General features: G+C 34.9%; 20 protein-coding genes. 16 read left to right on the forward strand and 4 right to left on the reverse strand.

Annotation, left to right across the window (positions count from 1 at the left end; translation table 11 throughout):
• Positions 1-10 precede the first annotated feature (10 nt).
• Positions 11-322 carry a 30S ribosomal protein S10 gene (gene rpsJ / locus P6N22_RS06595; RefSeq protein WP_152183763.1) on the reverse strand — a complete coding sequence of 104 codons (312 nt, stop codon included), beginning with the start codon at positions 320-322 and terminating at the stop codon, positions 11-13.
• 177 nt (positions 323-499) lie between these two features.
• On the opposite strand from rpsJ, the gene P6N22_RS06600 reads away from it, so the two are divergent.
• Positions 500-1,564: an ATP-binding protein gene (locus tag P6N22_RS06600; RefSeq protein WP_280331360.1), complete on the forward strand. Its 1,065-nt coding sequence runs from the start codon at positions 500-502 to the stop codon at positions 1,562-1,564.
• 6 nt (positions 1,565-1,570) lie between these two features.
• Here the strand turns inward: P6N22_RS06600 and P6N22_RS06605 are convergent, their stop codons facing one another.
• Positions 1,571-2,395 carry a TIGR01777 family oxidoreductase gene (locus tag P6N22_RS06605; RefSeq protein ID WP_280331362.1) on the reverse strand — a complete coding sequence of 275 codons (825 nt, stop codon included), beginning with the start codon at positions 2,393-2,395 and terminating at the stop codon, positions 1,571-1,573.
• An 80-nt stretch (positions 2,396-2,475) separates the two neighbouring features.
• Between P6N22_RS06605 and P6N22_RS06610 the strand changes: the two genes are divergently transcribed.
• From P6N22_RS06610 to P6N22_RS06620, 3 genes are all read left to right on the forward strand, one after another.
• On the forward strand, positions 2,476-3,039 hold the full coding sequence (locus P6N22_RS06610; RefSeq protein WP_280331363.1) for a ribonuclease HII: 564 nt from the start codon (positions 2,476-2,478) through the stop codon (positions 3,037-3,039).
• 128 nt (positions 3,040-3,167) lie between these two features.
• Entirely contained in the window at positions 3,168-3,551 is a 384-nt protein-coding gene (locus tag P6N22_RS06615) for a PAS domain-containing protein (RefSeq protein WP_280331365.1), read from the forward strand.
• Between the two features lie 109 nt (positions 3,552-3,660).
• Positions 3,661-4,680, forward strand: a complete 1,020-nt coding sequence (locus P6N22_RS06620; protein WP_280331366.1) for a methyl-accepting chemotaxis protein — start codon at positions 3,661-3,663, stop codon at positions 4,678-4,680.
• Here P6N22_RS06620 and P6N22_RS06625 read toward each other — a convergent pair.
• The gene (locus tag P6N22_RS06625) at positions 4,673-5,326 is read right to left on the reverse strand and encodes an MqnA/MqnD/SBP family protein (protein WP_280331368.1); all 654 of its coding nucleotides are present in this window, start codon (positions 5,324-5,326) and stop codon (positions 4,673-4,675) included. The two genes, P6N22_RS06620 and P6N22_RS06625, sit on opposite strands and share 8 nt — an antisense overlap.
• Before the next feature lie 167 nt (positions 5,327-5,493).
• Between P6N22_RS06625 and P6N22_RS06630 the strand changes: the two genes are divergently transcribed.
• The 12 genes from P6N22_RS06630 (at position 5,494) to P6N22_RS06685 (ending at position 23,083) form a co-directional block, all read left to right on the forward strand.
• Entirely contained in the window at positions 5,494-5,715 is a 222-nt protein-coding gene (locus tag P6N22_RS06630; RefSeq protein ID WP_280331717.1) for a MoaD/ThiS family protein, read from the forward strand.
• A 1-nt stretch (position 5,716) separates the two neighbouring features.
• Positions 5,717-6,154: a molybdenum cofactor biosynthesis protein MoaE gene (locus P6N22_RS06635; protein ID WP_280331370.1), complete on the forward strand. Its 438-nt coding sequence runs from the start codon at positions 5,717-5,719 to the stop codon at positions 6,152-6,154.
• Positions 6,155-6,165: 11 nt separating this feature from the next.
• Complete coding sequence (gene glp, locus P6N22_RS06640; RefSeq protein WP_280331371.1) at positions 6,166-7,368, forward strand: gephyrin-like molybdotransferase Glp; 1,203 nt, start codon at positions 6,166-6,168, stop codon at positions 7,366-7,368.
• A gap of 264 nt (positions 7,369-7,632) precedes the next feature.
• The gene (locus P6N22_RS06645; protein ID WP_280331373.1) at positions 7,633-8,145 is read left to right on the forward strand and encodes a hypothetical protein; all 513 of its coding nucleotides are present in this window, start codon (positions 7,633-7,635) and stop codon (positions 8,143-8,145) included.
• Positions 8,145-9,506, forward strand: coding sequence for a PelD GGDEF domain-containing protein (locus P6N22_RS06650; RefSeq protein WP_280331374.1), 1,362 nt, complete (start codon positions 8,145-8,147; stop codon positions 9,504-9,506). The genes P6N22_RS06645 and P6N22_RS06650 overlap by 1 nt, the downstream gene beginning before the upstream one ends.
• Positions 9,496-10,608: a hypothetical protein gene (locus tag P6N22_RS06655; protein WP_280331376.1), complete on the forward strand. Its 1,113-nt coding sequence runs from the start codon at positions 9,496-9,498 to the stop codon at positions 10,606-10,608. Before P6N22_RS06650 ends, P6N22_RS06655 begins: the two co-directional genes overlap by 11 nt.
• Before the next feature lie 3 nt (positions 10,609-10,611).
• On the forward strand, positions 10,612-12,330 hold the full coding sequence (gene pelF / locus P6N22_RS06660) for a GT4 family glycosyltransferase PelF (protein WP_280331378.1): 1,719 nt from the start codon (positions 10,612-10,614) through the stop codon (positions 12,328-12,330).
• On the forward strand, positions 12,330-13,703 hold the full coding sequence (pelG, locus tag P6N22_RS06665) for an exopolysaccharide Pel transporter PelG (RefSeq protein ID WP_280331379.1): 1,374 nt from the start codon (positions 12,330-12,332) through the stop codon (positions 13,701-13,703). Before pelF ends, pelG begins: the two co-directional genes overlap by 1 nt.
• On the forward strand, positions 13,681-16,242 hold the full coding sequence (locus P6N22_RS06670; RefSeq protein WP_280331381.1) for a hypothetical protein: 2,562 nt from the start codon (positions 13,681-13,683) through the stop codon (positions 16,240-16,242). The genes pelG and P6N22_RS06670 overlap by 23 nt, the downstream gene beginning before the upstream one ends.
• The gene (locus P6N22_RS06675; protein WP_280331383.1) at positions 16,226-17,281 is read left to right on the forward strand and encodes a hypothetical protein; all 1,056 of its coding nucleotides are present in this window, start codon (positions 16,226-16,228) and stop codon (positions 17,279-17,281) included. The genes P6N22_RS06670 and P6N22_RS06675 overlap by 17 nt, the downstream gene beginning before the upstream one ends.
• Positions 17,278-20,358, forward strand: coding sequence for a tetratricopeptide repeat protein (locus P6N22_RS06680; protein WP_280331385.1), 3,081 nt, complete (start codon positions 17,278-17,280; stop codon positions 20,356-20,358). Before P6N22_RS06675 ends, P6N22_RS06680 begins: the two co-directional genes overlap by 4 nt.
• 1 nt (position 20,359) lies before the next feature.
• Positions 20,360-23,083: an endo alpha-1,4 polygalactosaminidase gene (locus tag P6N22_RS06685; RefSeq protein ID WP_280331387.1), complete on the forward strand. Its 2,724-nt coding sequence runs from the start codon at positions 20,360-20,362 to the stop codon at positions 23,081-23,083.
• 2 nt (positions 23,084-23,085) lie between these two features.
• Here P6N22_RS06685 and galE read toward each other — a convergent pair whose 3' ends face one another.
• Positions 23,086-24,099, reverse strand: coding sequence for a UDP-glucose 4-epimerase GalE (galE, locus tag P6N22_RS06690; RefSeq protein ID WP_280331389.1), 1,014 nt, complete (start codon positions 24,097-24,099; stop codon positions 23,086-23,088).
• Positions 24,100-24,117: the final 18 nt, after the last annotated feature.

Raw genomic sequence — 24,117 nt, forward strand, 5'->3', positions numbered from 1 at the left:
TTGTTACTCCTTATTTATCCATAGAGCGAACTTCTACGTCCACTTCCGGTGCTAAGTCTAGTTTCATTAATGAATCAACAGTCTCTGGCGTTGCAGATACGATATCGATCATTCTAGCATGCATACGAATTTCAAATTGCTCACGAGATTTTTTGTTAACGTGAACAGATTTTAAAACTGTATATTTACGAATTTTTGTTGGTAAAGGTATTGGACCACGGATAACCGCACCAGTACGCTTAACAGCCTCAACGATTGAAGCTACAGATCTATCAAGTACACGATGATCGTAAGCTTTCAATTTCAAACGAATTTTTTCCATATTATTTCCTTATAAAGAACTCGTCAGCCCTGTGTCTGACCATTTAAGGGAGCGAAATTATACTCAAATACATTATATTATTCAAGGATTTTGGGTGCAAAAATTAAAAAATATACAAATTTATTTCCTTTTAATAAGGAAATGGTAAAATTTTATCATCAAAATTTTGGATAATTTATGGAAATTTTACTCGAAGAGTTTTATAAAACCGACTTACATATTGATAAATATCATGATAGAAAAGTGTTTATTGATGAGAAATCGTACCAGATTAACGGTATAACAAAAAGTGGAAAAACACAACTTGTTAAATCTTATCTGCTTGCACACAAAAAAAATAGCTACCTATATATAGACTGTAACGATATTAGAATTGAGTTTGATGAGCTGAATAAAATTCTCAATAAATTTTGCCAAGAGAATAGAATTGATATCTTGGTTCTTGACAATTATAAAGAGAGTATCAAGTTTCCAAATGTATCTCAACTATTGATCACATCTGAGCATAAATATAACATTCCCGAAATAGATCAGATTGATCTTTATCCACTTGATTATGAAGAGTTTTTAGCATATGAACATAAATACGATTCTTCTGCACTGAACCATTTCTTTCAGCTCGGCGGTCTTCCTGTTATGCATAAACTATATATAGATGAAAGAAATACTTATTTACAACAGGTTTTTCAAATCGCTTTGGATGATGTAGAGTTTGATATTTTAACAATGTGTGCAAAATTCAACTCTCAGAAACTCTCAGCATTTATGATCTATGAAAGACTCAAAACAAAAAGAAAAATCTCCAAAGACAAGCTTTATAAATCTTTTGAAGCTCTTCTTGAAAAAAAATATATTCATCTGGTAGAGAAGTATAACCACACAAAAGCGACGAAAAAGATCTATCTATGTGATACCTCTTTAAAATCGGCTTTATCTATAGAAAAAAACTTCGGCCGTTTATTCGAAAATATGGTTTACTTGGAACTACTGAAAAAATCGAGAGATGCCTATTATGAAGACGAAATAGATTTCTATCTACCGAATAAAGATGAAATCATCCTTTGCAAACCTTTCACAGATGAGAGAAGACTCTTTAAAAAACTAGAGAGTATAGAAGCATTTTTATTTACACATTCTATTCAAAAAATAACTGTTATTACTATGAATAAGGAGGGTTCAGTCTCCCATCCCTTGGCATCTGTAAATATTATACCGTTTGACATATGGGCATTGGGGGACTAAGAGAAATTATTTCTCTAATAGATGTTTTAAACTTTGTTTTATAGTTGGATATTGAAAAGCGAAACCGTTTTCCAACAACGCTTTTGGATAGATCTCTTTTGAACCTGTTAGTACACCTGCTGCATCTGCATAGATCATTTTTAATATAAATTCAGGCAGAGGAAATAATGTAGGTCTGTTTAGTACTGCTCCCAATGTTTTTGTAAACTCATAGTTTGAAACAGGGTGTGGAGCAACAACGTTAAACACACCGGTAAGCTCTTTTTGTACTAAATGTTGATAAACGCGTACAAGGTCCTGTATATCGACCCAGCTCATCATCATCTTCCCATTGCCTATTACGCCTCCAACACCAAATTGGAAAGGTCGTAGCATCTGTTTTAACGCACCCCCTTCGTTTCCCAGTACAACTCCAAAACGTGTTATTGCTGTCGGCTTGCTGCATTGTAAAGCAACATCTTCCCATTTTCGTGTGAGTTCTCCTAAAAAATCATCTGCATATGTATCAAACCTTTCATCATATACTCCGTTGTCTGGATATGCACCGATTGCAGATGTAGATATAAAATGTTTAACATCACTTCGATTTATAGCTTCGACGAGTGTTTTTGTCGTTTCAACACGAGAATCTATTAGAACTTTTTTATAATCCGGTGTCCAACGTTTTATAATAGGAGCACCTGCTAAATTAATAACAACTGATACATCTTCTAATTTGTCTAAGATCTCTGTAACAGTTTCATCTCTATGGATATGTATATTGTCGGGAAAAGCTTTTTGCAGATGTGTTCCTACGAAACCGCTTGCTCCGGTGATTGCTACTTTCATCATACCCCTCCTCTTATAAACCTTTAGATCATTATGATACAAAAAAGATATAATACATCTTTGTAAAAAGGATTAATTGTATTATGTTATGTGGAATAGATGAAGCAGGTCGCGGGTGTATTGCCGGCGACTTGGTTGTAGCCGGTTGCATTTTTTTAGAGAACACTCCAAATATCTCCGGATTAAACGATTCAAAAAAAATTACAGAGAAGAAAAGATATCAGCTTTACGACAGCGTTACAGCATCTACCCAATACCATATTGTTACAAAATCCCCCCAAGAGATAGATGAAAAAGGGATCTCTGTATGTATGCGCGAAGCCCTGGAAGAGATCAAATCACAGCTGAATGCAAAAGAGTATCTTTTTGACGGTAATACTACTTTTGGTGTTAAAGATTTAAAAACTATGGTCAAAGCAGATGGAAAAGTTCCAGAAGTTAGTGCGGCATCTATCCTTGCAAAAGTAACACATGATCGTAATATAGTAGCCGAAGCTCAAAACTATCCTGAATACGGTTTTGAAAAACATAAAGGGTACGGCACGGCACCTCATATAGCGTCTATACAGAAACATGGCTACTCACCTATTCATAGACAAAGTTATAAAATTAAAGCTTTACAACCCTCTCTCTTTGATTCTTTATAAAATTATCACATAAATTGTTTTTTTTAATAAAATTTTAATTTTTAGCCAAATAATAAGCTTTCTTTAATATTCAGACATTTAAAATATAGGTTTGTCAAAAAAACATTTAATAACCTAAGGAGTTATTTATGGATGAGTATATTTTACGAGAAGGTGACTTTTTAGTATCTCAAACAGATGAACGTGGAACCATTTTATTTGCCAATGACGACTTTTGTAAAATTGCCGGTTATACTTTAGAAGAACTAATTGGAAAGCCTCATAATATTGTTCGGCATGAGGATATGCCAAAGTCTGCTTTCGAAGATCTATGGAATACCGTAACGCAAGATCTAGTCTGGCATGGATACGTTAAAAACAAAACAAAAAACGGTGGTTTTTACTGGGTGTATGCCACAGTTTATCCTTTATATGACGAAGAGCGACAAATAAAAACATATCTGTCTTGTAGAAGAAAACCCTCTGAAGCTGAAATCACTGAAGCCCAAGCGCTTTATACAACGATGTATTAAGAGGTAATATATGAACAATCCTTACAAAAAAAATATTCTCCTTGTTTCATTATTTATCCTCCTTATAGCTTCATTTTATATTGTAGATTCCACACTTGTATATACCATTATGACAATAATCATAGGTATCATTATTCTTGCAGTGGAAAATAAACATTCTCGTCTAATGACTGATGATACACATCAAAAACACTTGGAACTCACAGAAATGTTGGAATTTAAAAGAAATCAAGTACACAGTCATTCAGATCCTCAACATAAAATGCATGAAAGTTTCAATCAGCTTGTGGAATGTTGTCAGAACATGGCTTCAACTGATACAAAAGTAGCCGGTGAAATGGTTCTTATAGCAGATAAAGTAGCTAAAGGACATTACTCTTGCAGAATTGTGGCCGATAGTAAAACACCATATGTTCACGTCCTAAGAAATAGTTTAAATAAAATGCTTGATGTTGCTGAAGAGAATATCGATCAGGCTATTGACACCCTCAAAAAGTTTTCAAATGGAGATTTTCAAGCTCGCAGTACGGTAGAAGTTGAAGCGAAGATGGCAGATCTTTTAAATAATATCAATTATTTAGGTGAAGCTCTTGAAGCCATGAAAGATGACAATGACTGTTCTCATAAACAGATCACTGATGATTCGGAAAAATTAAATAACACTATAGAAGAGATCACAAACACAACCATTGTCGACTTTAAAGCTATGATCACAGATATTGTTGAGAGAATACATCATATCTCTATGCAAGAAAATGAGATGGTAGACAACCTGCAAACTTTGGTAGATAATGCAAATGAAACAAAAGCCATACTTGATACTATTGGAGATATTGCAGAACAAACGAATCTCTTGGCTCTCAATGCAGCTATAGAAGCAGCTCGAGCAGGTGATCACGGACGCGGTTTTGCCGTTGTAGCCGACGAAGTAAGAAAACTAGCAGAACGTACACAAAAAAGTCTTGCCGAGACTTCTGCAACGACAAACGTACTAATACAATCTATAATGGAAAATTCAGAGTATCTCAATAAAAATGCACAAATTGTAAATGAAATTTCTGAAGATGTAGGAAACGTAAGTGCTAAAATGGATGAGATTATCGATGTTCTTAATAATCTGACTAAATAATTTTGGCTGCTTCTTTATAGAACTTGTTTAGTCCTCTTTGAGCTTTTTGATCAAGCTCATAAGAGATGAGTTGAAGATATTCAAGAACGTCATTCTTTTCAATACCCACACGTTTTGCAGCTTTTTCCAATAGATACTGGGGAATTCTCACAGGTCTCTTCCCGAAAAGTTTTTCAATCTTTTTATAAACCTTTATATCTTTATGAAGTGCCAAAACCGCAAATACAAAAGGTAATTTATAACGCTCATTCCAAACTTTTGCCAAATCAATATAATTGTCATTTGCCAATGCATAACGCAGTGCTTTGTCCCCAATCAAGACTTCACCGCTTAAGCCTAAAACATTAACCAATACGTTTGAAGTAGCAGATTCTTTATCTTTTTTAGCCTCTGTATCGGGAATAACCAAAACACTTTTGACATCTTTTCTTGCAATGATCCCTAATTTTACATTTTTATATCTTTTAGCTTCTATGCTTGATATAAAAGCAGCATCAACACGTCTGTATTTAAATTCTACATTGATCTTTGCAGGGACACTTTTTTTATACTCCATGCTCATTTTGATCTGAGAAGAAGGTGCAAAACGTTTCATAAAGATGTGAAACGGCAAAAGATTTAAGTATTCGATCTTTCCAAAAAGCAATTTAGCTCCAAAACTAATTTATGAAATTATACATCACTTAACTTATCTTAGATATAATTTCAGGAAAAAATATGGTTATGAAAACTTTGCATGAGGTCAAATCATCCCTTCAATCTGTGCCTCATCCAAAGCTTTCAAAATCATCTGTAAAGAAGGGTCAGACAGATATGGTTAAAGTAGAATTTTTAGGACCGATACAAAAAGATGCTATGGAGTTAGAGATCACAAATCTTTCAGAATTAGCAAATATTTTACAACAAGACGAAGAACTTAAAGAGTGGTTAACTAACTCTGCAGTAGCTGTGAATGATGCATTGGTATCTTCATTAGATTATCCATTAAAAGACGGTGACAAAGTATCTCTTTTACCACCTGTATGTGGAGGTTGATTTGTTAGAATTACATAACGGCGCTTTAGATGTTGCTGAGATCTTGAAAAGATGGTATGAAGAGGAAGCTACAAGTAATTATGGAGCATATATCCCTTTTGTTGGAACTGTAAGAGACGAGAGTGGAATCGACGGTCTTAGTTTTGATGTATATGAACCTATTTTAGAATCTTGGTACAAAGCTTGGGAAGACAAAGCGGCACGCAAAGGTGCAATCATAAAAATGGCACACTCACGCGGAGATGTAATGCTGCACGAATCTTCTTATATAGCTGCCGTATTTTCACCTAAACGTCGTGTAGCTCTGGAATTTATCGATGAGTTTGTAGAAGATTTTAAAGCATCGGCTCCTATCTGGAAATATGATCTTCTTGATGGTAAAAGAGTCTATGCAAAAGACAGATCAACTGCAATCAGCGGTAGCGGATTATTAGCATAAAAGGAAAAAGCTTGAACTTATTATCTTATGAAACAAGTCAAAACATGCTTGAACTACTTCAAGTCAACTCTTCTAAATTTGAAAGAGTTCCTTTAAGTGATGCCCTAGATCGTATCCTTGCTGAAGATATTGTTGCGAAATACAACGATCCACAATTTCCTACAGCTTCAATGGACGGGTACGCAGTAAAACATGCTGATCTTGCAAAAGGTGAATTAGTAGTTTTAGGTGACAATCCTGCCGGAAATGATGAGCAGAGAGTAGTTGAAGAGGGTGAATGTATTAAAACATTTACAGGTTCTAAAATGCCTGAGGGTGCCGACACTCTTATCCAGATCGAAAACGTAACCTTCAAAGATGGAAAAATTACAATCAATGAGACTGTGAAAGAAGGTTCTTCTGTTCGCCCTGTCGGAGAAAGCTACCAAGCAGGTGATGTCCTTATTAAAAAAGGTACAAAAGTCGGTTTTGCGGAGGTTGGTGTGCTTGCAGGACTCAACCAGGTAATGGTAAAAGTAGCACTTCGCCCTAAAGTAGCCGTAGTCGCAACGGGAAGTGAAATTATAGATCTCGGTGAGCACTCTGACAATCCTGCACAAATTAGAAGTTCAAATAACTATACTCTTGAAGCACTTTTCAAACAAGCAGGAGCTGAAGTTATTCAGATCGGAACTGCACCTGATGACAAAGAGAAACTGATGCAGACGTTTGAATCTGCTATCAACTCTGCAGATATTGTTGTAAGTACAGGCGGGGTAAGTGTGGGTGACTACGACTTTGTAAAAGATATAGTCCCTCGCCTTGGTGCTTCTGTCGTATTTAAAGGTGTAGCTATCAAGCCTGGGCGCCATGTGATGGTAGCACAACGTGATGAAAAATTTGTCTTGGCACTTCCAGGTTTTCCATATTCGTCGACAGTAACGGCTATTTTATATGCTCTTCCGCTTATTGCAAAAATGTTAGGGGCACAGAAACCTTACAAAACAGTTGCAGCCAAACTACAGGAAGATTTTAAAAAGCGCAGCCCGTTTACTGAATTTACTACTTGTAATGTCCTTATTGAGGATGGTGAATATTTTGTAAACTTCAAAGACAAAAAAATGGGCAGTTCTGCAATCCTTACTAACATGCTGCATAACAGTGGTCTCATGATTAGCGGAGAAGACGATAAAGAATTAACTGCAGGCACTTTCGTCAACGTTATTTTACTTTAAAAACCTCTATTTCTCTTCCTCCTGAGACTGGAGGGAGTTTTTCTCACAAATTCATCACAAAATACTTTTAACACACATCAATCCATATGTACAGAAAATACGCATATTTCTGTGCATTTATATTTAATATTTATGGTATAATTTTTGTGATTATGTGTTTGTTCACCTGCAGTATATTTTAATCAAAAATATTTTTACATTAATGAGAATACTATTTGCTTAGCACAGGAAGAACTTTATCTGAAAAATGAAAGGGTAAGAAATATGTTAAAAAATCTCTTAGTAGCAGCATTTGCGATGTTATTTATAGGCTGTACGGGTAATGTGATCGTAACGACACCGGAACAACTACCGAATGTACAAGGGGAGCAAAATGCAACGGAGCAAAAAGATGGTATGACTATATCGTTGTTCAGACTTGAAAACTATACAGACACTCCAAGAGCGGGCATGAGAGCGGGAAATATCTTAGAGGGTATTTTAAAAGCTAAAGGCTACACAATCATTTCACATGTAAATGATGCATCTTATTCTTTTGCTAAAGCAGCAAAAACAGCTCAAGACGATCGTGCTACGTACTTCCTATACGGCGGTGTTAGCGAATGGAGATATAAAACTGGTATAGACGGAGAACCTGCCGTAAGTATACAACTCAGTTTATACAACACAAAAACTCAAGAACTTGTTTGGAGTGCTACAGGCTCAGACAGTGACTGGGGGAATGGTTCAATAGGAACTACAGCCCAAGATCTTTTAATGGAGATGGTTGAAAAATAATGCCAACCCCGAAAAAAAGAGTTCAAGCTAAATCAATTCTGACTTTTATAAGAGAGTATATACAAAAATATGCTTATGTAGAAACATTGATTATTGTAACTCTTTATGTTGCCATGGGCTTTTTAATCAATCCTGATGATGTTTGTTTATTAGGTTATAAAGTTCCCTATCTTGTAATTTTACTTGCCGTTATTACACTGTTTCACGGTTTTGAAAACGGAATTTTTGCGGTGAGTGTCATCTCTTTGGTCATTTGGGCTTTTTATCCATCTTTTCAGTATGTCGATTTCCTCATAGCACTCTTGATGACACTTATCTTTAGCCAGTTTCATTATTATTGGACATCCAGAATTAGAGAAGCGGAAGTTGACTCAAACTACAAATCAGACAAACTGTCAGAACTTTCTCGTGCTTTTTATACACTGAAGATTTCCCATGACCAACTTGAAAAAAATTATGTTATCAAGCCTATGAGTATTCGCAACTCTATCAATCACATCATAGCTGCAAACGAAAAAATATTACTTGATGAACATGTTAAAGACAAAGAGCGTGCATATAATAAAAACTTTTTGGAACTGATTGAAAAATCTTTTAGCATGCAAAGCGGTTTACTTCTTTATCTCAAAAAGAATAAACCAAATCAAATTTTTAATGAAGAAAATGTTGACCTTATTTCGATTAATATCCAGGAATCTCTCAGTATAGAAAAAATATTTAAAAACTATCTAGTCGATAAAGCTATAGCAAGGAAGTCTCCCGTTTATGTCAGTGATGAATATGGTGAACCAACTCTTTTCACTGAAGAAGCAGACAATAAATATGTAGCTGCAATACCTGCTGTAATTAACGGGAAAGTTGTTTCTGTACTTGTTATTGAGAGAATGCCTTTTATGTTTTTTAACAGAGAAAATCTCACATCTATTACAATTTTACATGAGTATTTCTCGATCGAAAATAAAAAATCTACAATGTCCATTTCACTTGAAGGTTTTGATCTTGTTGAAGATAAAGATTTTAAATTTGAGATAGCTAGACTTAAAGATCTCAATAAAAACTTTCATGTAAACTCGGTTGTTTTAGTTTTACGTATAGATAATGAATTGCAAACTGCCAGAGTCTATCAAAAAATTGAACGTATGCTGCGTTCTCTTGATATGATAACATTAGTACATAATGAAGATTATTACTATATCACTTTACTTTTACCGCTACACGACAAAGCAGCTGCAGCAGGATTTTTAAAAAGAGTTCAAAATAATTTGACACAAGAAAAAGATCAAGATTTTGAACATATGAGTTTTGATATGAATGACTTGCCTCTTCTGTCAAAATATTATAGAGAAGATTATGGAAAATAAAGTTTTCACTCAGTTTGATCTAAACTTTTTAATAGTGCTTGTCATCCATACACTTATAAGTCTTGTAATAGCTTTTTTTCTTGCACGATATGCAAAGCAAAGATTTATCACAAACTCTTATAAAGTCAATAAAGAAGACCTTTACAGACTACAAGATGTTATGAATGAAAGTAAACTTTATAAATATCTTTTTAGAGTTTCCCTACACAAAAACAACTTTAGATCGAGTCTGCTTTATTTTTTCCTTTTTAACTTTTCTATGCCTATACTCGGTTATTTTGTCTCTATTCTTTTAGCAAGACTGATGGTAAATGTTGAGTATGAGGAAAAAGCTGCCACTACCAATATTTTAAACCTTGATGAATTCGGTATATCTTTTTTGGAAGTAGAAAGGGTCTTTGGTGAAGGCTCACTTAATGACTTAATACATAGTAAATATGCTCCAAAATCAAAAAAATTAAGAGCACTTAACGTACTCTCTGCAAATATCTCCCCTGCCAATTTGAGGATTATCAAACAAACGCTTTCAAGTACGGATGATGAGATTAGAATGTTTGGATACGCGATCATAGACAAAGCGGAAAAACATCTTGCAAAAAATATTAATCTTGAAATAGAAAAGCTCAAAGTTGCCGATGCCACTGCAAACTTAAAAGATGCAGCTGAAGCATGTAAGGAATTGGCATTTTTATACTGGGAGCTTCTCTATACAGAACTCTCACATGAAAGTCTCAACGAAGAGTTCTTGGACGAAGTTGAAAAATTTGCACTCTTAAGCCGACGCCATTATCTACTGATTTTAAATGAAATTCCGCTTGAAAGCCATGATGAACATGTAGTGATCACAACAAACCTTTCAAAACTACATCTTCTTCTCGGCAGAGTTTATATGAAAAGAGATTTATATGAGCATGCACTGACAGAGTTCATTACCGCTCAAGAATTAAGGGATGATGATACCAGTTTTGTATTACCGTATATCGCAGAAGTTTATTTTCTTACTGGTAAATACAAGATTGTTGCATCAATTCTTTCAAGGCTCAAAACTCTTGGAATTAATTCAACAATCTATCCGATCTTAGAACAATGGAAGAGAGCTTAAAGGATGTCAAATAAGATTATTTTTCCAAAAAGTGACAGTGTTGATATTATGCTTTTTTCCGAAGGGACATACCCTTATATAAAAGGTGGTGTTTCAAGTTGGATTCTTCAACTTATGAAAGGCTTGCCTGAGTTTACTTTCGGTGTTTGCTTTATCGGTGCACAAGACACTATAGACGGGAAAAAAATGAAAATCAGTTATGAATTTCCGCCTAATCTAAAACATTTGGAAGTACACTATCTTTTTGATAACAAGGACATGCCTACTCCCAAAAAAATAGAGGGAGATGAAAAAGGTTTTGAAGCTATTCATGAACTACATGCAGGCTTTAAAAAAGACAAATTTCAAATCCCGAAAATGCTACAAGATATCTCTTTTTATACTCAAGACGTCACTTTTGAAGATTTCTTATTTTCAAAAAGAGCATGGCAATTCATTGATGAAACCTATTCAAAAAACTGTCCGGATGTTCCTTTTATCGATTATTTTTGGACTCTAAGAAATATCCATAAACCGATTTGGCTTTTAGCGAATATCGTCGATAAGCTTCCTAAAACAAAAATATATCATTCCCCTTCAACAGGGTATGCAGGTTTTTTAGGTGCCCTTGCCTCTTATCATGCCAATAAACCATTTTTTCTTACGGAGCACGGTATTTATACAAGAGAAAGAAAAATAGATATGTTCTCGGCAGATTGGATTGAGTTTAAAAAACCAAGCTTACTGCAACAACCAGAAGAATACAATTACATCAAACGTATGTGGGTAAATTTCTTTGATAAGATAGGACTATTTTGTTACAATCGTTCCAATTACACTTTTTCACTTTTTTCCGGTGCTCAAAGAATCCAGATCAGTTACGGAGCAGATGAAAATAAATCTTTCGTTATCCCTAACGGTGTAGATGTTGAAGGTCTCGGTGCTACCATAAAAGAGAGACTCGAAGTACCAAAGCCTATTATTACGCTAATCGGAAGGGTTGTTCCGATTAAAGATATTAAAACATTTATCCGTGCAATCAAAATTGCTTCAATTACTATTCCTGATATAGAAGGTTGGATAGTAGGTCCTGTAGAAGAAGATATGGAATATCTTGATGAGTGTCAGCAAATGGCTATTTCTCTAGGCTTAAAGCAAAAAAAACAGATGTTTAACAACAATAAAAGCGATCTCTCTTTAGACGAACTCGTTGAACACAGAGATAAAATCAAATTTTTCGGACATAGTAACATCAAAGAGATTTTACCAAAGTCTGCCCTGCAAACACTTTCCTCTATCAGTGAAGGGATGCCTTTAGTTATTCTGGAAGGTTTTGCCGCAGGCGTTCCTTGTGTAGCAACAGATGTTGGAAGCTGCCGCGATCTGATCGAAGGCGGAATCGATGATGCAGACAAAGCTATAGGCTTAGCAGGTGCTATTACAGGGATTGCAAATCCTGAAGCTCTTGCGGATGAGTATATAAAGTTTCTCACTTTTGAAAACGGTTTATGGAAAAAAGCTCAAGAAGCAGGTCTAAACCGTGTAAAAGAATATTATAGTCAAAATGCCTTTTTACATCAGTATAAAGAACTGTATGATGAAGCAAAAGAGCTCACTTGGGAAGAGTTAAGTAAAAGAGTATGTCCTTATTACATGCCAAAACAGGTTCCTTATCCCAAAGTTATTTTACGAAGATTTCCAATTGTTAAATTTTTGACAAATCTACAAGAAAGGAGTGCATAATGGCCGGTATAGGATTTGAATTAAGAAAAATTCTACGTGAAGACAGACTTCTTTCTCTTGGAAAAGTATACGGCTATTCTGCAATACTCAGTTCGGGACCATGGGTTATTTCGATCATCGCTATTATATTAATCGGTTTTATCAACCTTTCAAACTTCGGTGAAGTAAAAGATGCTTTTAGATTTCAAGTCGTTATCACCTATGCAATTGCTTTGGCATCGAGTTTAATTATTACAGGAATCTTGCAACTGCCTTTTACCCGTTATGTTGCCGATCTGATCTTTAAACACAAAGAAAATGAGATACTACCATCTTACTTCGGTGCCATATTCTTGGCATGGGGGCTGGGTTTAATATTTATTGTACCTCTGTATATATGGGCATTTAAAGGTATGGCACCCTCTTTTATTGTAGGGACAATACTTACCTTTTTAATTTTATGCGGTGTTTGGATTTCTAGTATTTTGGCTGCGAGTTTAAAGTTTTACTCGCAGGTTGTGTGGGCATATTTACTCTCATATACTTTTATTGTAGTTGTATCTTATTCTTACGGAAATTCTATTGAAACACTTGTATATATATTTTTTATCGGAAATGCTATTTTATTTTCTGTTTTAATGGCACTTATCATCAAAAGTTACCCTTCTACAATCTTTATGAAGATAAATTTCTTTTTGGATAAAAATTTCTATTGGACACTCGCGATAGCAGGCCTTAGCTATAACCTCGGTGCATGGATCGATAAGTTTATATTTTGGTACCATCCTGCAACGGGGCATGCTATTATCGGAAAGCTTAATGCGTCTGTAGTATATGATATGCCTATCTTTCTGGCATATTTGTCTATTTTACCAGGAATGGCAATCTTTTTCTTCAGACTTGAAGCCGACTTTGCCGAAAAATACGATCTTTATTACGATTCCGTAAGAAGCGGAGGAACTCTGGGGCTTATCAAAAAATATAGAAACGACATGACATCGATTGTAAGACATGCCATCCATGAGATTTTAATGGTACAGGGAATTGTGGACATTATCCTGTTTTTAACGGCAGACAAACTCTTTGCAGCTTTAAATATTTCGACACTCTATCTTGGACTCTTTTATATTTTAACAATCGGAGCAATGTTACAATTGGCATTTATGTCCATCTTGGCAATTTTATATTATTTAGATAGGAAAAGAGCCGCTATGTGGTTGGCTATTGCATTTTTTATCCTCAATGGACTTTTGACCCTTCTATCGATAAATATGGGAACGGCGTTTTTTGGTTACGGATATACACTATCCCTTTTAATAGTTTTTGCTCTTGGACTTTTAGTTATCAGAGAAGAGATGAACAGGTTGAACTATGAAACATTTATGCTGCAGTAAACTTTTAACTCTTTTACTACTATTTGTAGTTACACTTAACGCTTCGCTCAACGACAAGAGTGCTATTGTTTATCTTGGAGAAAAGATATCATACCCTATGGTAGGGATACACAACTATATCATTGTTGATCCGAAAAAAACAAATGTATATACACACGGTTTTGATGTGTATAACAAAAAAATTTATGCCCGAATTGTACTAAACGAGATTTCAAATACCGATATATTGCTGGAAAATCTTTTAGATTTAAAACATCAAGGATTTCAAAACTTTTTTTTCGATCTACAAAAACCTGTAGATACACAGAATTTTACAAATTTTTTAGAACGATTGAAAAAAGATTGCGCCTTCAGAGATACAAAAATCATTCTTCATTCTGATGAACAAAAGGTACTTGCAATAGCATATCCGTATGTTGATACACTGTTACTCTATAATGCTTTAGAAGATCCAAACCTACAAACAAAAATTAAACTTTATAAAAACGGTTCCAAAGATATTATTGATGTGGAAACTGCTAAATCTGTGAAGCTAGGTCAAGTCATAAAACTTGGATTTATCCCATACTTAACCTCTTTAAGTATGCAGAGATACGGCACTTCCTCAAAAAATGCCTTTAAACGGGAAATTTTAATACTGATAGATGAGAGTGCTACCGATAGAATGGAATCTTCGGCTCACCAATATGGAGCGATTCCTCTGGAGTATCAAGGATATATCCAATCTATACGCAATATTCATGATGGTCTGCCTTCTCCTGATCAAATGGAGCAATACGCCGGTGTTGTGATTTGGCTTACGGTTGATTATGATTCCCCTTCGACCCTAATTTCGTGGGTGAAAGAAGTTGTTCAGAAAAAAATACCGGTAGTTTTCGCTCATTCATTCGGATTTAATGTTTCAGGAATGTACCTCAGCCAGCTTGGAATTGAGACATATGACGGTGATGAGAAAGCATCCCAAAAAATCATAGCAAAAGATTCTATGATGGACTATGAAATAAAAACACCGCTAAGTCATAGTAACTTTTATTTTCAAGCTCCTAAAAACTCTCGTGAACTTGTTACATTCCAAGACAGTAACGGACTTACATCAACAACTGCCGCTATTACACCTTGGGGTGGTTATGCAATCGATACCGCTTTCATGACTGAAGTGGATGGTGAAAATATCTGGGTCATCAACCCATTTAAATTTTTCAAAGAAGCACTTCGCCTGCAAGATATTCCGGTTCCTGATCCGACTACAGAAAATGGAAACAGACTCTTTTTCACACACGTAGACGGTGACGGTATTATGAATGGTGTAGAGTATGATTCTGAACTAGTCTCCGGTGATATTATCTACAGTGAAATTCTAAAAAAATACAACTTCCCCCATTCAATTTCTGTTATCGGTGCCGAAATCATGCCTAACGGCGTTTACCCGCAAGAATCAAAAAGACTTTTAGAATTATCATCAAAAATATATGCATTAGAGAATGTCGAACCGGCTACGCATACGTTTACTCACCCGTTTTTCTGGGGTGAGATCAAAAATGGCAACCTTATAGAGGAGTATAGACTAAAACCGCCTGCTTATAAGTTTTCACTGGATTATGAACTCTCAGGTATGCTGGAGTATATTCAAGACAATCTTCTTGAGAAAAATGCTACCAAAAAAGCACAAACTGTTTTTTGGAGCGGAGATTGTACGCCAAGAACAAATGCCCTAAAATATGTGTATCAACACCATATTTTAAATATTAATGGCGGGGATACTACTATCAATAACTCTGCACCTTGGCTTGCATTGGTTGCACCCTTTGGCTTAGAGCGTGATGAATACTACCAGATCTATACGGGTGCCCAGAATGAAAATGTCTTTACAAACGATTGGATAGGGCCGTTTTGGGGTTTTAAAAAAGTTATTCAAACTTTTAAACTCACAGATTCACCAAAACGTTTAAAACCTATTGATGTTTATTATCATCTTTATTCAGGCTCTAAAAAAGCTTCATTAAATGCCTTACGTTATGTGTTTGACTGGGTATTAGAACAAAATACGATGCCAATATTTACTTCTGAATATATTCCGAAAGTTATGGATTACTATACGGTCTCTATTGCTAAAGACAACGAAGGCCATTGGCTCTATGATGGGATGAAAGATCTAAAAACACTGAGAATTGAGAAAAAAGACGCAGGTATTGATTTACAACATTCCAAAACTTCTCTTGGCATTGAACATTTTGAAGATCATACATACATTGCACTTGATCAAAGCACAAAACATCTGTTAAAAGCTCTGCCGTCACAAACACTTAATGATGTTTATTTAATACGGGCAAACGGAAAAATTAAAAACCATATGGATACTGCGATTCACAAGGTTTATGAATTTTCATCCCACGTACCTTTGAAAATAGAATTTCATGTACCGAAGAACTGTACACTGAGTTCTATTCCTCAAAGCAATGTAAATATATCAGATCACAATATAATTAAGTTAGAATATCAATCTAGTAAAAAGGCGACTATAGATGTACGATGTCAATAATGACGAACAGGTTTATGTTGTTACTTATAAAGAGCTTCTCTTTACCCTCGTAGTCTTTATTATTATCCTTTTCGCACTCTTTCCCAAGGGAATCTTAAAAGATCAGATCTCTGCAGATAAATCAAATTACGATCTCAGTATGGTATATCTAAAAGACCTTTTAAAACATAGTCCTGATGATGAATCGCTACAGATACTATTGCTAGAGAAAAGTGTCCATGCAGGGGATATTAATACCGCAATGCAGCTCTCAAAAAAACTTCTATCTAGTGAAAATGAATATGTACGTCATAAAGCCTTATTATTTGCCTATGAAAGTAAAAAAGCAAAATATTATTCTCTTGACGATGTTGCAAAGCAAAGACCTCTGTACCCTGAACTTCAAAGACTTTTCAATACTATTTACAAAGATAAACTCTATGATACAGACATAGAAAAATGGTATAAAGAAGCGGTCTTTGCACAAAACCAGAAAGCGGCGTATTTTTTCCTGCAAAAACTTTTACAACAAGACCCTAGAAACGTAAAATATTTGACAGACGGTTACTATCTTTCACTTGATCTTTATAAGAGATCGGATTCTGTTAAATATATCACTGCCCTGGAACAATATGATTCTAACAACTCTTTAAAATGGGCAATGGATAAATATACTATTTTTATGCGTTATAAAGACTATAAAAATGCCGAGCTTCTGTTAGAACACTATGCAAAACAATCTCTTGACATGCAACTCAAGCTTGCAAATTTTTATTTGATGATTCAAAAATATGAAGATGCTTCAAATACTTATTTGGAACTTTTTTATATTACTAAAGATGAAAAGGTTAAAAAAGAGTACCTTGTTAAATCAATTAGGGCATTACAGTCAGGAAATCTGTTAAAAAAAGCTGCATTTCTCGTACACCATTATGAATCGCAATATATTCACGATCGTGATATGAGAAAGTTTTTCTTGAAAATATACTTAGCGGCAGGTGAACTTGAATACGCATCAGAATTGTCCAAAAAAATCTTAAAAAACGAGAATAAATTATGAAGAAAATAATTCTATTATTCCTTTTTACTTTGGCATCTTTACTTGCTGAGACAAACCAAGCATGCTGTACTACCGTTCAATTGACTAGCTATGTAAATACAAATAAAGATCTGAAATTTATACAAAACAATTATCCTAGTGAATGTACAACAATGGATATTAACGGTTATGTAACCGTACGATGCGGCTGTTTTGACTCAATTTCAAGTGCTCAGGAGAAACTTAAAGAGTTAAAAGTTGAATATCCTCAAGCACAACTTGTTAAAAGTTATAAATATCGTTTTGATGAGACCTGTCCAACAAATCAGGAAGTTATAGCTCCAACACAACAACAAGTACCGATGGGTAAATCGGAAGAGGAAGAATTACGCTTGATGTTACAAGTTTTTTTATATAAAACAGATCTAGAAAGCGCTTTTCAAGTTGCCCAAATAGGATATGAGCAATACCCTAATTCCTACTATTGGAATGAAAAAATGGCAACAATTTGCCAATGGACAGATCGACCTGCCCGTGCGATGAAACATCTTCAAAAAATGTATAAACTAAAATATAATCCAATAATCGAACAAAAACTGATTGATTACGGAAAAGCCACATACCAATATGAAAACATTGAACCATATGTACTCCGCAGGGTAAAAAAAGATCCTACTGAAGAAAATATTGATCTTCTAATCACAATTTACAAAAAGACAGGATTTCCTGAAAAAGTTATTGCAATTTTAGATGAAGAGTATAAAAAAACAAAAAATCCTCTGCTTCTTACAAAAGCTCTTGAACTCGCACTCGAGATGGGAGATCTCGATCTTGCAAAAGAGTATGTAGAAATTATCGAATTACATAAACCATATTCAAAAGAAAATGCTGCTCTTGTTTCCAGATATTATTACATCTTAAGAGACATCCATACAGCCTATCTATCCCTAAGCGATGTTCATAACAGCACTCTTTTAGAAGACACAAACAGTACTCAGGAAGTACAATATTTTGAGCTTAAAAGTGACCTCGGCTGGTATTTACAAAAAAATCTTCCTGCCGCACAAGCTTCAAAAATTTTGATTGATGCAGATATAGGAAGACTAGCAGATTATGAAAGGGTAGCAATTGTATACCCAGATATAAACAATACTTACGCAGCACAGGCTGTTAAAGAGGGATACATCAAATATAAACTCCCTTATATGTTTTTTAGTTACGCTAATGATGCGATCAACAAGAATAAATTTGAAGATTTAAACAAACTCTTACAAAAAATAGATGAAGAGAACTCTCCTCTTACTCAAGAAGCTATGTACTGGCTTATCAAAGCAAAAGTTTATAACTACTATAAACAGCACGATCTGGAAAAAGCTGCGTTACAGCAAGCTCTTGCGCTCTCACCATACAATACGGAAGTAAAAACTGCTCTTTTATGGCATTTTATGGAAATGAATGACGTAAACAACATAAAGTTAGTTCTCCTAGAACTTGAAGAAAAAAGTGATATCACACCTTCTCTTTACTTCTCTTTGGCATCAGCATACTTTTACATTCATAACATTGACAGAGCTTCTTATTATATGAGTTTGCTCGATTATGAGCAGGATATAGTCACGCAAACTATAGACTATAGATTTTTACAAGCCTATATCTATCAAGTGCAAAACAGAGATGAAAATTTTCAATCAAAAATACGTGAAATTTTTACGATCTTAAAACAACAAAGAAAGAAAAATTTAACGCTTAAAACAAATAATGATCATCTCACTAACTATTTCAGTGCAGCTATGTATGTGATGCATTCTGATCCATTTGAACAAGAGCTTGAAGATGCAAAACCATACCTCAAAAAGAAAAACTACGACGAGTTAAAATACTCTTGGAGTATGCAAAAAGAAGCTTTTGAAAAAAGCCACGAGATCTATGAACAAACAGTCGCTCCTGAACGTTGGATGCAGTTTTCAAATGCAATGGTACTGCAACACCATACCAATACAGAAAATATGATTGACTGGTATCTCTCAGAGCTTTCTCAGGGTGATGCTTCTGCACAAGCCCAAGAAGACGGACAAGTTTCACTGGCACAAACAATCAATTATAACTTCTTCGATCAAAACAGTTACAGCCAAAATCTCTATATTCAACAAATTGACCTTAGTAAACTTCGCAGTGACACGCTTGACCTAAAACTATCCCGTTACATCAGAGATCCTCTTGTACAACATTACTTTACTGCTAAAAACAGCTCTTATATAGGGGATGATTGGTATGTTTTAAGTGGCTTTGGTTATTATCAAAACCGTTCATCCGACAGTAATGTTTTAGTAAATGTACCTAAAAATACATACGATATCTCACTTGGTGTAAAAAAATTAACTGAACGTGCATCTATTGAACTTGGTCTGCTTTATAACCACGATATGAAAAATTATTTCTCATTTTTCATGGATACCAGCTATCAGTTCTCAACCGATTTTAGAGCTGGTTTGGAGATTGGTAAAAATGTAGAAGCGGATGAGAGTACACAGTTGTATCTTGGTGGGAAAAAAGATCACGTAACTCCTAAACTGATCTACAATATTCTAAATTCAACTTCAATTGAAGCAAAATATGAATTCAGCCGTTTTTACTCTCAGGACAATGTAGACCTCGGTAAAGGGAAATATTTCAACATTAGTGTGAACAGACAACTTCGTAATGGATATCCGGATATGCGAATCGGTGTATTTTACGATAGAGGAATTTATAATGAAACATCAGCTACCCACGGTATTATTGACACATTACAGATTGAACCGTATCAAGTACTTCCAAATAACTTTTACAATATAGGAATGAACTTTTCTTATGGAGAGATGAATAGAAACCTCTACACTAGAGTATGGCACCCTTATTTTGAAATTTATCCTTATTATAACTCCGATATCAACGATTTTACTTTTGGTCTCAATGCCGGTATCGGTGGAAAAGCATTTCATCAAGATCATATGAATATAGGTGTTTCTTACAGCGATTCAGTTAATGGTATCGGAGGTAAAATTCTTGAATTTTATATCAACTATCAATTTATGTATACTCTAAGTAAGGAAATTTAGTTTGAAAAAAGTTATATTTCTTTTAATATTTTTTATTACCTCTTTATCAGCATCTTTAGAAGATAAAAGTGCCATTGTTTATTATGGGGAAGATCTTTCTTATCCTCTAGTCGGTATTCATGACTATATTATTGTACAACCTGAGCACATAAATACCTATACTCATGGCTTTTCACTTTACAAAAAAAATATCTATGCATACATAAGTATTGGAGAGGTTGATCGTAACACTACAACTGCAAAAGCTATAAATACTTCATGGATCGTTGCAGAAAACAGTGCTTGGAAAAGTGATGTTCTTGATATTAGAAACCAAAAATATCAGGAATTCATCTTTGCAAAACAGATTGAACCATTGCTAAAACGAGGATTTAAAAACTTCTTTTTTGACACTCTGGACTCTTACCATCTCTATGCCAAAACTATGCAAGAGAAAAAACAATGTGAACAATCGTTAATTTCTTTTATCCGTGAATTTCATACACGCTATCCAGATGCAAAACTGGTCGTAAACCGTGGATTTGAGATTATAGATGATATTCATGATTCAATAAATGCTGTTTTATTTGAATCTTATTACAAAGGGCTTCAAGGGGAAAAACTGGAGTATACGGATGTCAATGACAGTTCGAGGGAGTGGCTTGACACGTATTTAAATAAAATCAAATCATATAACCTCGACATCATTGCCGTTGATTATCTTCCTACACTAGATGGTGCTGATGCACTTGTTGCAAAACTAAAGGACAAAAGGTTTATCCCGTATGTTTCCAATAAAGCACTCGACACCTACGGAAAAAGTTCTAAAAATGCTATACAAAGAGAAATTTTAACGCTTGTTGATGAGAGCAAACTAGACAAATCGCTACAGAGTGCCCATAGAAATGGAGCTACTGTTTTTGAATACCTTGGCTATATACAAAAGTTCTCCGACATTAATAAAAACTTACCCGATCCCTCTTCTCTACACAGATACTCAGGTGTAGTCATTTGGACCGAGAACTATGTAAAAGATCCGGAAAAATTTTTAAAATGGCTCCTTGAATTGAAAAAACAACATATCAAATTTGTTTTTGTCGGTAACTTTGGTTTTGAACTCCAAGGCAATGAACTTGATCTACTAGGTATTAATGTTGAAAAGAATAATACACAAAAAAGTTCTATTATCAAAAAAGACACAATGTTCGATTTTGAGATAGACCCCCCTATGTCTTTTAATTCCGTACTTATTCATGTAAAAGATGCACGAAAGCTTTTAACTTACCAATATCAAAATGATAAAATTTCAACACCAGCAGCGATAACATCATGGGGTGGATATATTGTTGATGAAGCATATTTAACTGATTTCGATCAAGAAGAAATTTGGACAATAAACCCGTTTCAATTTTTTGAACAATCACTCAAATTAAAAAAACTGCCTGTTGCCGATCCTACTACTGAGAATGGGAAACGTTTACTTTTTACACACATTGATGGTGATGGGATTATGAATAGAGTCGAAGGTGATTTTGGTGAGTTTTCAGGGGATGTAATTTTAAATCAAATTCTCAAAAAATATCAAATCCCCCACTCTGTTTCTATCATCGGTGCCGAAGTCGATCCAAACGGCTTATTTCCAGAGCTCTCTCCACAGCTTCTCAAGATTACAAAAAAAATCTTTGCACTTAAAAATGTAGAACCTGCATCTCATACATTTACACACCCATTTTTTTGGGGGAAAATAGTTGATGACAATTTAGCACCTGAATATAGGCTCAAAGTTCCAAACTATCAATTTTCTCTCAATAGAGAACTCAAAGTTACGCTTGATAATATCAATGAAAAATATCTGCCGAAAAACAAACTGCCAAAAGCAAATACTATTTTTTGGAGTGGGGATTGTGCTCCGAGAGAGAATGCTTTAGAGTTTATCTATAAACACCATATTTTAGCAATTAATGGAGGAGATACAACTATCTCAAAAATACACCCTTGGATGAGCCGTATTGCCCCTTATGGTATTAAACGTGGCGATTATTATCAAGTTTATACAGGAGCACAAAACGAAAATGTGTTTACAAATGACTGGCTTGGCCCATTTTGGGGCTTTAAACGTGTAACACAAACGTTTGAACTAACAAACTCGCCAAGACGTTTTAAACCAATAGATATCTATTACCATCTTTACTCAGGTTCAAAGCGTGCATCATTAGAAGCTTTAAAGTATGTCTTTAACTGGGCACTGAAACAAGATGTGATGCCTATCTATACTTCAGAGTATATTCCTAAAGTTATGGATATGTATGAAGTTTCTATGGCAAATGAAGGGAATAACTGGCTTATTAACGGTATGAAGGATCTTAAAACCATCCGTTTTGAAGACTTTACTCAGGCCATAGATATGAAAAATTCGCAAGGTACTATAGGAATAACTCAGTTTGAGAATCACACCTATGTCAGTTTGGATCAAACACAAAAACATCTGCTTAGACTCACATCGAAAGATACAAATAAAATCTATATGGTTTCAAGTAACGGTAAACTTCTAAACTACAAAGAAACAAATACGACAAAAAGCTATCAGCTTCGTTCTTATGTTGATTTAGATCTCACTATGCACGTCGATAAAGAATGTCGCATAAAATCGTCTCCAAAAGCAATGAAGCTTTTACAAGACGGCAATACTATAACTCTTCAATATAAACATGTGAAAGAGGCGACTATTACACTAGAGTGCAAGTAACTCTAGTCATTTTTATATCCGTTTGGATTGTTGACCTGCCATCTCCAACTATCTTCACACATCTCATTCACATCTCTTGTCGCTTCCCAGTTTAAAACCGCTTTGGCATAACTCGGATCGGCAAAACATTTTGCTATATCACCGCTGCGTCTTGGAGTAATTTTATACGGTATCTCTTTACCTGATGCTTTTTCAAATGCTTGCACCATATCTAAAACAGAATACCCTTTACCTGTTCCGAGATTAACTGTTAAAACTTTCTCTACACTATTAATTTTTTCTATCGCTTTCACGTGTCCCATTGAGAGATCAATAACGTGGATATAATCTCTGACACCCGTACCGTCATGCGTATCGTAGTCATTTCCAAATACACTTAAATGCTCACGTTTGCCTACAGCTGTTTGCGCAATAAACGGCATAAGATTATTTGGAATTCCATTTGGATCTTCACCTATTAATCCAGATTTATGTGCCCCTACGGGATTGAAATAACGTAATAATACTATTTTCCATTCATTATCCGAGATATACAAATCACGTAATATCTCTTCAATAAAGAGTTTGCTTTTCCCATAAGGGTTTGTAGCTGAAAGAGGAAAGTCCTCTTTAATCGGTGTTGTATGGGGATCGCCGTAAACAGTTGCAGAAGAACTAAAAACAATCTTTTTACAGTTATTTTTTTTCATCACTTCACACAGATGCAAAGTACCGACTATGTTGTTATCATAATATTCTAAAGGCATCTCAACCGACTCACCTACCGCTTTAAGCCCTGCGAAATGGATCACTGATTCAATATCATAATTGTCGAAAACCTGCTGCAGTGCCGCAGAATCACGAATATCCCCTTCTACAAGTTTTATCTCTTTTCCTATAATCTTTGCAACTCTGTTTAAACTCTCTGAAGATGAATTAGAAAAATTATCAAATACCACAAAGTCATGTCCTGCATTATGTAACTCTATACATGTATGAGAACCGATATAGCCTGCTCCGCCGGTAACTAAGATCATTAACAACACCCCTGCTTA

It is taken from the genome of Sulfurimonas sp. C5 (assembly GCF_029872055.1).
In the GTDB taxonomy this organism is placed as follows: domain Bacteria; phylum Campylobacterota; class Campylobacteria; order Campylobacterales; family Sulfurimonadaceae; genus Sulfurimonas.

What these genes read in the sequence shown, in the direction of transcription:
- pelG (WP_280331379.1), top strand. Translation starts at nt 12,330, where the DNA reads ATGGCCGGTATAGGATTTGAATTAAGAAAAATTCTACGTGAAGACAGA.
- P6N22_RS06650 (WP_280331374.1), top strand. Translation starts at nt 8,145, where the DNA reads ATGCCAACCCCGAAAAAAAGAGTTCAAGCTAAATCAATTCTGACTTTT.
- P6N22_RS06655 (WP_280331376.1), top strand. Translation starts at nt 9,496, where the DNA reads ATGGAAAATAAAGTTTTCACTCAGTTTGATCTAAACTTTTTAATAGTG.
- P6N22_RS06630 (WP_280331717.1), top strand. Translation starts at nt 5,494, where the DNA reads ATGGTTAAAGTAGAATTTTTAGGACCGATACAAAAAGATGCTATGGAG.
- P6N22_RS06610 (WP_280331363.1), top strand. Translation starts at nt 2,476, where the DNA reads ATGTTATGTGGAATAGATGAAGCAGGTCGCGGGTGTATTGCCGGCGAC.
- P6N22_RS06615 (WP_280331365.1), top strand. Translation starts at nt 3,168, where the DNA reads ATGGATGAGTATATTTTACGAGAAGGTGACTTTTTAGTATCTCAAACA.
- P6N22_RS06670 (WP_280331381.1), top strand. Translation starts at nt 13,681, where the DNA reads ATGAAACATTTATGCTGCAGTAAACTTTTAACTCTTTTACTACTATTT.
- P6N22_RS06645 (WP_280331373.1), top strand. Translation starts at nt 7,633, where the DNA reads ATGTTAAAAAATCTCTTAGTAGCAGCATTTGCGATGTTATTTATAGGC.
- P6N22_RS06605 (WP_280331362.1), bottom strand. Translation starts at nt 2,395, where the DNA reads ATGATGAAAGTAGCAATCACCGGAGCAAGCGGTTTCGTAGGAACACAT.
- rpsJ (WP_152183763.1), bottom strand. Translation starts at nt 322, where the DNA reads ATGGAAAAAATTCGTTTGAAATTGAAAGCTTACGATCATCGTGTACTT.
- P6N22_RS06600 (WP_280331360.1), top strand. Translation starts at nt 500, where the DNA reads ATGGAAATTTTACTCGAAGAGTTTTATAAAACCGACTTACATATTGAT.
- P6N22_RS06680 (WP_280331385.1), top strand. Translation starts at nt 17,278, where the DNA reads ATGAAGAAAATAATTCTATTATTCCTTTTTACTTTGGCATCTTTACTT.
- P6N22_RS06675 (WP_280331383.1), top strand. Translation starts at nt 16,226, where the DNA reads ATGTACGATGTCAATAATGACGAACAGGTTTATGTTGTTACTTATAAA.
- pelF (WP_280331378.1), top strand. Translation starts at nt 10,612, where the DNA reads ATGTCAAATAAGATTATTTTTCCAAAAAGTGACAGTGTTGATATTATG.
- galE (WP_280331389.1), bottom strand. Translation starts at nt 24,099, where the DNA reads ATGATCTTAGTTACCGGCGGAGCAGGCTATATCGGTTCTCATACATGT.
- P6N22_RS06620 (WP_280331366.1), top strand. Translation starts at nt 3,661, where the DNA reads ATGACAATAATCATAGGTATCATTATTCTTGCAGTGGAAAATAAACAT.